The sequence below is a fragment of the Bacillus sp. PK6-013 genome (genome assembly GCF_054161445.1).
Genome location: NZ_CP096417.1, coordinates 4238709 through 4247500, shown reverse-complemented (window position 1 = coordinate 4247500; position 8792 = coordinate 4238709). Strand labels below are relative to the sequence as shown.

The following is an 8792-nucleotide window of genomic DNA, read 5'->3' as shown; positions in this document are numbered from 1 at the left end:
AAGAAAAGCCTTGTTCGCAGTCAAAAACATTCAAACGATTAAACAAAATATAGAAATTCTCCGTATCGTCAGAAAAATTTACAGCATCACAAAGAACGAACCAAAGCGTTTTTACCAGGTTGAACGCTTTTATTATCAAAGCCTTGATTCAATTGTTGAACTGACGGAAAAGCATGCGTTTTTGGCGTCACAGCCAAAACGTAATGCGAAGCTTGAAGTTTCTTTAAGCGAAACACGCATGATGATCGATAAGCTTGCCAAGCAATTGGAAGACGACCTTTATGACTTGCTGAAAACAGACATTGACCACTTGGAGTTTGAACTGGACGTCGCAAAGCATTCAATGAAAAAAGGCTGACGGAGGAAAGCTGAAAATGAGCGAATATAAACCATCGTTACACAAAACTGGCGCACAGCTTAAAATTGATGATTTGCTTTCCGATCCTTTTGGACAAGGAGAAAAGTCTGTTTCCGGCATGGAGGAAGAACACCGCGGGCAGCAAGTAAATCTGGTTGATACGTTATCCGAAGAAAAACGCCGGCAAGCATTCCAACTGGCCGAACAGATCGATCCAAAACAACATGACAGCATGACTCTGTATGGAACGCAAGCTCAATCCAAACTCTTGAATTTTTCACACGAGATGCTTGAGCACGTCCAAAAAAAAGATATTGGTGAAATTGGGCAGGTCTTAAGCGACCTAATGAAAAAGCTTGAACAGGTCAGCCCTGATGAATTGAAAACTGAAAAAAGGAACTTTTTTTCCCGTTTTTTCGGAAGAGTATCCCATTCTGTTCAAGAAGTCTTATCAAGGTATCAAAAAACCGGCGCCCAAATAGACAGAATCAGCGTAAAACTTGAGCATTCCAAAAGCACGCTGATCAATGATAATAAGATGCTCGAACGGCTGTATGAAAAAAATAAAGAATATTATGAAGCGCTGAATGTCTATATTGCAGCCGGTCAGCTGAAGCTTGAAGAATTAAAACATCAAACCATTCCCGAATTAAAAGAGAAATCGAAAACAGAACATCATCATATGGCCGTTCAGGATGTAAATGATATGATTCAGTTTGCCGACCGGCTGGAAAAGCGGGTTTATGATTTAACATTGAGCAGACAAATTACACTGCAGAGCGCCCCGCAAATCCGTTTAATCCAACACACAAATCAAGTGCTGGCGGAAAAGATCCAATCATCGATTATGACAGCAATTCCTCTTTGGAAAAATCAGGTTGCCATTGCGCTTACTCTGTTGAGGCAGCGCCGAGCCGTAGAAGCTCAAAAAAAGGTGTCAGCCACAACAAACGAACTGCTCTTGAAAAATGCCGAGATGCTGAAGGCCAACACGATCGAAACTGCCAAGGAAAATGAGCGCGGCTTTATCGATATCGAAACATTGAAACAAGTGCAGGACAATCTGATCGGAACGCTTGAGGAGACGCTTAAAATTCAAGAAGATGGCCGTTCAAAGCGCCTTCAGGCAGAAGAAGAAATAAGGGCAATGGAAGATGGTCTCAAGGCTAAGCTGCTGGACATGAAAGAAAACCAAAACCGTTTATCATAAGCAAGATAAACATTTACCAAAACGTCCGCCCTTTATGTAATCCGCCTTGAAGGGTATAATAAATGCAGAATGTCATACCGTCATCCGGGAGCACGAGGGTGACGAAGAAAATAGAGAAGATGACTAAAGGATCGGTTATATGAAGACACCTTTATATACAGCATTGGTGAACCATGCTGAAGGACATCATTATTCTTTTCACGTTCCGGGACATCACAATGGAGATGTCTTTTTTGATGAAGCGAAAACCTTTTTCGAAACGATTCTCAAAGTTGATCTAACTGAACTGACGGGTCTGGATGATTTGCATGAGCCATCAGGCGTCATCAAAGAAGCGCAGGATTTAGTTTCGCGGCTTTATGGCGCGGAAGAAAGTTTTTTTCTCGTCAATGGTTCGACCGTCGGGAATCTGGCGATGATCATGGCTGTTTGTCAGCCGGGTGACACGATACTTGTTCAGCGGAACTGCCATAAGTCTGTATTTCATGCGATTGAACTTTCAGGCGCCCATCCGGTTTTTTTGACGCCGGAAATTGATGAGGCGATGGCCGTTCCCACACATATATTGTACGAAACGGCAAAAGATGCAATTTCACAATATCCGCACGCTAAAGGAATCGTGCTGACATATCCCAATTACTACGGACATGCTGTTGATCTGAAGCCGATCATAGAAGAGGCCCATCAACACGACATTCCCGTTCTAGTCGACGAGGCTCACGGCGCTCATTTTGTGCTGGACCATCCATTTCCCCAGTCGTCGCTGAAAGCGGGCGCCGATGTTGTCGTTCAGTCTGCGCACAAAACGCTCCCGGCGATGACAATGGGATCTTATCTGCATATTAACAGCCGCAGGGTGAACAGGGACAGACTGGCATACTATCTCTCTGTACTTCAAAGCAGCAGTCCTTCTTATCCAATCATGGCATCTTTGGATATAGCCAGGGCATACGCCGAAAATATCTTGAAAACAAATCGAACAGCCGATATTGAGAAAGAGCTCCTCAACATGAGAGAAGCCTTTTCTCAAATAAACGGAGCCGAGATCGTCGAGCCGGCTGATGCCGGTATCCAGCAAGATCCGCTTAAGCTGTCTGTCAGATCAGCGTATGGCCACTCCGGTTTTGAACTGAAATCCATATTTGAAGCAAACGGCATCCATCCTGAATTGGCAGATGAAAGGCAAGTCCTGTTGATCCTGCCGCTTGAAGGAAAAAACAAGCCTGCGCCGGAACTGATCAGCACAATCGGCAAAGAAATCAGAGATACAGCTGTTCAACACGATTATCCTGCCGGAATCGGAATCCCTTCTGAAAAAGTCACAGCTTTGCCTTACCGGAAAAGCAAGTTGTCAGCCTTCAAAAAAGAATCGGTTCCTTTTACGGAAGCCGCGGGCAGAATAAGCGCGGAACCGGTCATACCGTACCCTCCGGGTATTCCGTTGATTATGGCGGGTGAGAGAATAACAAAAGAGACGATCAGCCGGCTGACGCGGCTCGTCGACCTGAATGTACACATTCAGGGCAGCAATCAGCTCAAACAAAAGCAATTAACTGTATATATAGAAGAGGAGAAATCATGAACGGATTATTTATTACTTTTGAAGGGCCTGAAGGTGCGGGAAAAACGACAATCCTTCAGGCTGCGGCAGACCAATTGACGAAAAACGGCTATTCTGTTCTTGCGACAAGAGAACCGGGCGGCATTGAAATATCTGAACGAATTCGCGAGGTTATTTTAAATCCAAGTCATACGGCTATGGATCCAAAAACCGAAGCCTTATTATATGCAGCCGCAAGAAGGCAGCATCTTGTCGAAAAAGTAAAACCGGCGCTTGAAGAAGGAAAAATCGTCTTATGCGACCGGTTCATCGACAGTTCACTTGCTTATCAGGGGTATGCCAGGGGACTCGGCATTGATGAAGTATTTTCTGTTAATCAATTTGCGATCGGCAATATGATGCCTAATATGACGATTTATTTCGACATCGACCCGGAAGAGGGAATGAAGCGGATCAATATAAATCATGCCAGAGAGAAGAACCGGCTTGATCTGGAAAAACTCCATTTTCATCAACTTGTTCAAAAAGGCTATAAAGAAGTTATGAACCGGTTTCCCGGCCGATTTCGGATCGTGGATGCCAGTCAGAATGTTGAACATGTGTTAAAAAGGGTAAATAACATCATTAAGGAAGCATTAAAAGAAAATCAGTTGTGACCTGTTTACCATTCATTGTTATAATGGTAGCAAGAGTATCCTTAAGTGTTTCCATCCAAAAGGGGGCTTTTCATATGAAGTTAATTATCGCTGTTGTTCAAGACCAAGACAGCAATAGGCTTTTAAAGGCTTTAACCGATCACAATTTTCGCGTGACTAAACTGGCGTCAACCGGCGGCTTTTTGAAATCGGGAAACACAACCTTCATGTTGGGTGTAGATGATATTCGAGTAGACAAAGCTTTAAGCTTGATAAAAGAAAACGGAAGCAAGCGCGATCAGCTGATTGCCCCTGTTTCTCCAATGGGCGGAAATGCCGATTCATATGTTCCTTATCCCGTTGAAGTTGAAGTGGGCGGAGCAACCGTTTTTGTACTGCCGATCGAGCAATTCCATCAATTTTAAGGGTTGAGGATATGAAAATAAGTCAAGAACTGCGTACAATGATAGAGAAACAGCAGACTCCGCCTGCAAGAGGAGAAAACGTTTCTGCTTCATTTAAAGAGAAGATGAATATACAAAGCGGCAAGCTACGAGTTGAACAGTTGACAATGCTTTTAACAGATATTGAAGCGTTCGGAAAACGCTTATCAAAGTCGAGGAACTTCAAGGATTTGGCCAGATTCAAAGGCTTGATCAAACGATTTGTAAAAGAGACCGTTGAAAACGGGCTGACGGTGGAGAATTCAAGAAGCTTCGATCTGTACGGAAACAGCCGGACATTGAGCATTGTAAAAGAACTGGACGAAAAGCTTGTGCAATTAACAGAGGACCTGATGGACCAAGAAAAATCTTCTATCGAACTTTTAGAACAGATTGGCGAAATCAAGGGTTTACTGATAAACCTTTACACATAGAGAGTGATGGTATGGCTACAACCTGGACAGAAATGCAGAAGCTTCAGCCACGGGTCATGAAGCTTTTGCAAAATAGTATAGAAAGAAACCGGCTTGCCCATGCCTATTTATTTGAAGGGCGCAAAGGGACGGGCAAATTAGACGCGGCAACCCTTCTGGCAAAAAGCTTTTTTTGCCTTGAAGACGGAGCGGAGCCATGTGAGTCGTGCCGGAACTGCCAGCGGATTGAATCAGGAAACCATCCGGACGTTCACGTCGTGCATCCGGACGGACTTTCGATTAAAAAGGGACAAATTCAGGCGCTTCAGGAAGAGTTTTCAAAGACCGGTTTGGAATCGCATAAAAAGCTGTACATTATCTCCCATGCCGATCAAATGACGGTCAATGCGGCGAACAGCCTTCTGAAGTTTTTAGAGGAGCCGAGCAGCGATACAATCGCTGTTCTTTTAACGGAACAGCCGCAAAAATTGCTCGATACGATCATATCGAGATGCCAAGTTTTATCCTTTCAGTCGTTGCAGCCCGAATCAATTGAAAAGGAACTGATCAAACAAGAGGTCTCACCGAATATTGCTGCCCTTTTGTCGAATATGACAAACAATTTATCGGAAGCGCTCGAATTGAGTCGAAATGATCAGTTTGCAGAGTCGCGAGCGAAAGTGATAAAATTGTATGAAGTCTTACACCAGCGAAAAGGACATGCTTTTTTCTATATTCAAGATCAGTGGATGCCCTTTTTCAAGGAGAAAGACCACCAAGAAATGGGTCTTGATATGCTTTTATTTATATATCGCGACGTGTTGTCCATTCAGTTGGGACATGAAGATAAAATACTATTTCAGGACTTATTCCAATCATTAAAACAGCATGCGCTGCAAACAACACAACAAAGAGTGACAAACCAGATACTTGCTGTTTTAGAAGCAAAAAAACGGCTTTATTCCAATGTGAATGCTCAAGGATTAATGGAGCACTTGGTTTTAATGCTGCAGGAGGGATAAGCTTGTACAACGTTATTGGTGTCCGTTTTAAAAAAGCGGGCAAAATATATTATTTCGATCCGAACGGATTTCAGATAGATAAAGACAGCTGTGTGATCGTCGAAACGGTTCGCGGTGTTGAATACGGGCAGGTTGTCATCGCCAACAAGAAAGTAGACGAGAACGATGTCGTGCTGCCTTTAAGAAAAGTGATCAGAGTTGCGGATGAGCGCGACCGCCTGATCGTTGAAGAGAATCAAGAAGCTGCGCTGTCCGCCTTTGATGTCTGCCAGAAAAAGGTTAACGAGCACGGCCTTGAGATGAAGCTGGTCGATGTGGAATTCACTTTTGACCGCAACAAAGTCATTTTTTATTTTACGGCTGACGGAAGAGTCGATTTTAGAGAACTCGTCAAAGATTTGGCGTCAATCTTTAAAACGAGAATCGAACTGAGGCAAATCGGCGTCAGGGATGAAGCGAAGATGCTGGGCGGCATCGGACCGTGCGGAAGAATGCTTTGCTGTTCCACATTTTTAGGTGATTTTGAGCCCGTGTCTATTAAAATGGCAAAGGATCAAAATCTGTCGCTGAATCCGACGAAGATTTCCGGACTATGCGGACGGCTGATGTGCTGTCTGAAATATGAAAACGATGAATACGAAACAGCAAAAGAACAGCTTCCGGATATTGGGGAAGTGATCGCCACGTCCAACGGCCCGGCAAAAGTCGTCGGCTTGAATATTCTTGAACGCATTCTCCAAGTTGAACTGACAGACTGTGACAAAGTCGTTGAATATACGTGGGATGAGCTGTTGCAAGAAGGTGTCGTATCTGCACAAACCACAGATTAACGAGGTGTGAAACCTTGGATAAAAAAGAATTGTTTGATACAGTGATAAGTTTAGAAGAACAAATCGGGTCCCTTTACCGCCAGCTTGGAGATCTCAAGCAGCATATCGGGGAAATGATTGAAGAAAACAATCATTTACAGCTTGAAAACGAGCATTTGCGCAAGAGGCTGGAAGAAACGGATCAAAGGCTAAAAAACGCAAAATCCGATGAAAAAGAGATAAAAGCAGAAAAGACAGGGCATGCTGATATTGGAGAAGGCCATGATAATTTGGCGCGCCTGTATCAGGAGGGCTTCCATATTTGCAACATCCATTACGGAAGTGTTCGCAAAGAAGGAGACTGCCTGTTCTGCCTCTCGTTCTTAAATAAAAAATAAGAAAGGCTTCCGGCGGAACGGAAGCCTTTTTAACGGTACAATGTGTTTAGGAAAGGGAAAAGACATGATTCAATTAAAAGACGATGAACGACTGGATTATTTACTTGCAGAAGATATGAAAATCGTGCAAAGCCCGACAGTTTTTGCGTTTTCCTTAGACGCCGTTCTGCTGTCGAAATTTGCATATGTTCCGATACAAAAAGGAAACATCATTGATCTGTGCACAGGGAACGGGATTGTTCCGCTGCTTCTCAGCACCCGCACAAAAGCCGCGATCACCGGGGTGGAAATTCAGGAAAGGCTGTATGACATGGCTCTCCGCAGCGTGGAATACAACAACCTGCAAAAACAGATTCATCTCATCAGGGACGACTTGAACAATATGCCGCAGGTGCTCGGATATAATAAAGCTGATGTCGTCACATGCAATCCTCCTTATTTCAAGACGCCGCAAAAAACGGAGCAAAACTTAAATGAACATCTGGCCATTGCCAGACATGAAATTTACTGCACGCTTGAAGACGTCGTTCGCGTCAGCAGCAAGCTGTTAAAGCAGGGCGGCAAACTCGCTCTCGTTCACCGGCCGGGGAGGCTGCTCGAAATCTTTGAATTGATGAAGGCCTTCCAAATCGAGCCGAAGCGCGTCCAGTTTGTTTACCCGAAAAAAAGTAAAGAGGCCAACACCATTTTAGTGGAAGGAATAAAAGACGGCCGGCCTGACCTGAAAATTCTGCCTCCTTTATTCGTATATGATGAACAAGATCAATATACACCTGAAATAAGGAAGATTTTATATGGAGACGAGTAGCCATTATTTTTATGTGCTTTCGTGCCGGGACGGTAGCTTGTACGCCGGCTATACAAACAATATCGAGAAGCGCCTGAAAACCCATAATGAAGGGAAAGGCGCGAAGTATACGAGGGCAAGGCTGCCGGTAAAACTCCATTATGCAGAGTGCTTTTCAACAAAGCGAGAGGCGATGCAGGCCGAATACTATTTTAAAAAATTATCGAGAAAGAACAAAGAACGTTATATAGAAGAAAAAAGACGGGAGGGTGTTGATTATCAACCGGCAAAAGAGCTTTGACCAAAAATCAGACATGGGCATGTTATATCTCGTTCCGACACCCATCGGCAATTTGGAGGATATGACATTTCGAGCGGTTTCTGTGTTGAAAGAGGCGGACATTATCGCTGCGGAGGATACGAGGCAGACGAAGAAATTGTGCCATGTATACGAAATCGAGACACAGCTTGTCAGCTACCATGAACACAATAAAGAAAGCAGCGGACACAAAATTTTGGAATGGCTGAAAGAAGGTAAAAATGTCGCGCTGGTCAGTGACGCCGGAATGCCGACAATATCTGACCCCGGGGCTGAAATCGTCCGCGATTTTATCGAAATGGGCGGCTATGTCGTGCCTTTGCCCGGTGCAAATGCCGCTTTGACCGCACTGATAGCCTCAGGCATTGCGCCGCAGCCGTTTTTCTTTTTCGGTTTTTTGGACCGTAACAAACGGGAAAGGAAAAAACAGCTCGAGGCTTTGAAAAACAGACAGGAGACGATGATTTTTTACGAGTCCCCGCATCGGCTGAAAGAAACCTTGTCAGCCATCAGAGAGGTATTCGGCAACCGGCAAATCGCATTGACAAGGGAACTCACGAAAAAATTTGAAGAGTTTATCAGAGGTTCTATCGAAGAAACACTCACATGGGCTGAACAGGAACAGGTGCGCGGAGAGTTTTGCCTTGTGATCGAGGGAAGCCGTGAAGAAACGATCGAAGAGTCGTTCTGGTGGGAGCACCTTTCAGAAAAAGAACATGTCGAGCATTATATCAGCGAAGGATATCATTCAAAAGAAGCCATTAAAAAAACCGCGGTAGACCGCGGCGTTCCGAAACGGAAAATTTATGACGCTTATCATATTCAAAACTAAAAAAA

Annotated in this window: 12 protein-coding genes (1 of these 12 only partly in view); all 12 read left to right on the top strand. The window is 44.2% G+C overall.

All coding sequences use genetic code 11. From position 1 onward, the window contains the following. A protein-coding gene (locus M1E03_RS21420; protein ID WP_023855986.1) for a 5-bromo-4-chloroindolyl phosphate hydrolysis family protein crosses the window boundary here: on the top strand, positions 1-358 show its 3' portion. 260 nt of this gene lie to the left of the window's left edge; 358 of the gene's 618 nt are visible here — the last part of the coding sequence; its start codon lies beyond the left edge, outside the window; the stop codon is at positions 356-358. Between the two features lie 16 nt (positions 359-374). Further along, on the top strand, positions 375-1568 hold the full coding sequence (locus M1E03_RS21415; RefSeq protein WP_025809577.1) for a toxic anion resistance protein: 1194 nt from the start codon (positions 375-377) through the stop codon (positions 1566-1568). 139 nt (positions 1569-1707) lie between these two features. Beyond that, a complete protein-coding gene (locus M1E03_RS21410; protein ID WP_025809576.1) occupies positions 1708-3150 on the top strand; it encodes an aminotransferase class I/II-fold pyridoxal phosphate-dependent enzyme in 1443 nt (480 codons plus the stop codon). Further along, entirely contained in the window at positions 3147-3785 is a 639-nt protein-coding gene (tmk, locus tag M1E03_RS21405; protein ID WP_026579005.1) for a dTMP kinase, read from the top strand. Before M1E03_RS21410 ends, tmk begins: the two co-directional genes overlap by 4 nt. A 74-nt stretch (positions 3786-3859) precedes the next feature. Next, the gene (locus M1E03_RS21400; protein ID WP_003178156.1) at positions 3860-4189 is read left to right on the top strand and encodes a cyclic-di-AMP receptor; all 330 of its coding nucleotides are present in this window, start codon (positions 3860-3862) and stop codon (positions 4187-4189) included. Between the two features lie 11 nt (positions 4190-4200). After that, positions 4201-4641, top strand: coding sequence for a YaaR family protein (locus M1E03_RS21395; RefSeq protein ID WP_020449792.1), 441 nt, complete (start codon positions 4201-4203; stop codon positions 4639-4641). 11 nt (positions 4642-4652) lie between these two features. Beyond that, positions 4653-5642: a DNA polymerase III subunit delta' gene (gene holB, locus M1E03_RS21390; RefSeq protein ID WP_020449793.1), complete on the top strand. Its 990-nt coding sequence runs from the start codon at positions 4653-4655 to the stop codon at positions 5640-5642. A 2-nt stretch (positions 5643-5644) separates the two neighbouring features. Continuing rightward, positions 5645-6472 (top strand): PSP1 domain-containing protein, encoded by an 828-nt coding sequence (locus M1E03_RS21385; protein WP_020449794.1) that lies wholly within the window; start codon positions 5645-5647, stop codon positions 6470-6472. Positions 6473-6486: 14 nt separating this feature from the next. Continuing rightward, positions 6487-6849, top strand: coding sequence for a DNA replication initiation control protein YabA (yabA, locus tag M1E03_RS21380; RefSeq protein WP_020449795.1), 363 nt, complete (start codon positions 6487-6489; stop codon positions 6847-6849). Positions 6850-6913: 64 nt separating this feature from the next. Further along, on the top strand, positions 6914-7657 hold the full coding sequence (locus M1E03_RS21375; protein WP_020449796.1) for a tRNA1(Val) (adenine(37)-N6)-methyltransferase: 744 nt from the start codon (positions 6914-6916) through the stop codon (positions 7655-7657). Continuing rightward, positions 7644-7937, top strand: a complete 294-nt coding sequence (locus M1E03_RS21370; protein ID WP_023855982.1) for a GIY-YIG nuclease family protein — start codon at positions 7644-7646, stop codon at positions 7935-7937. Before M1E03_RS21375 ends, M1E03_RS21370 begins: the two co-directional genes overlap by 14 nt. Then, positions 7912-8787 carry a 16S rRNA (cytidine(1402)-2'-O)-methyltransferase gene (gene rsmI / locus M1E03_RS21365; RefSeq protein WP_145654497.1) on the top strand — a complete coding sequence of 292 codons (876 nt, stop codon included), beginning with the start codon at positions 7912-7914 and terminating at the stop codon, positions 8785-8787. The genes M1E03_RS21370 and rsmI overlap by 26 nt, the downstream gene beginning before the upstream one ends. Positions 8788-8792: the final 5 nt, after the last annotated feature.